The organism is Bradyrhizobium sp. MI1.11 (assembly GCF_055811255.1).
In genome coordinates this window covers 1-667 of record NZ_JBVVPM010000196.1, presented here as the reverse complement: position 1 = coordinate 667, position 667 = coordinate 1, and the positions used below count along the sequence as shown (strand labels likewise).

Below are 667 nucleotides of genomic sequence, written 5' to 3'. Positions count from 1 at the left end.
CCATCAAGCGCGAGCTCCGGCGCCGCTCCGCCATCGAGCCCATCATCGGACATCTGAAGGCCGAAGGTCACCTTGGCCGCTGCTATCTCAAAGGCCGCGCCGGCGACGCCGCCAACGTCGTGCTCTCAGCAGTCGGCCACAACTTACGCCGTATCCTCGCCTGGCTCAGAGAACTCTTGTGCCTCTTCCTGATCCAGCTATCGCATACGCTTGCCTGTCCGCTCCCGCTCAATTCGGCTTCTTAACGGACGACCAACTAGTAATGCGAGCAACGCATTTGTGGAGCGGTCGACACCTCGCCGAATTGATCAAACGGACGAAGCGGGAGATTTTCACTTCTCATAGAGCGCTAGGACGTTGACATCTGGTCCATCGCGCAAGGAGCCTACAACCCTCATCCCGTGCCCCTGTCCCCGGCGTATCATTCGATAGGCAAACGTACCGGTGCTGTACTTGCCAGCTACTTCAATGTGAAGGTGGACCGTCTCGACCACATCGTTCAAGGGGACCCTGAAGTCGATCCACTCTATCTTGCCCTGTTCGGAAGCTGCGGCCTCCAAGACGCTGATGGCACGTTCGGCGCTGTAATGTGCGGATTCCGGGGATTGCGGCCAGGGATTCCGATTGAACGCGACCATGCATTCCGATCGAAGGCGGCCACCTGTTC

2 protein-coding genes are annotated in these 667 nt (G+C 58.8%); one reads left to right on the top strand and one right to left on the bottom strand.

Features of this window, described 5'->3' with window-relative positions; all coding sequences use genetic code 11:
• Positions 1 to 245 (top strand): transposase (locus AC0L30_RS43085; RefSeq protein WP_473406799.1); only part of this gene is annotated, 245 nt, incomplete at its 5' end.
• A gap of 87 nt (positions 246 to 332) precedes the next feature.
• Here AC0L30_RS43085 and AC0L30_RS43080 read toward each other — a convergent pair.
• Positions 333 to 667, bottom strand: a 335-nt coding sequence (locus AC0L30_RS43080) for a hypothetical protein (protein ID WP_473406798.1), incomplete at its 5' end; no start/stop codon positions are given.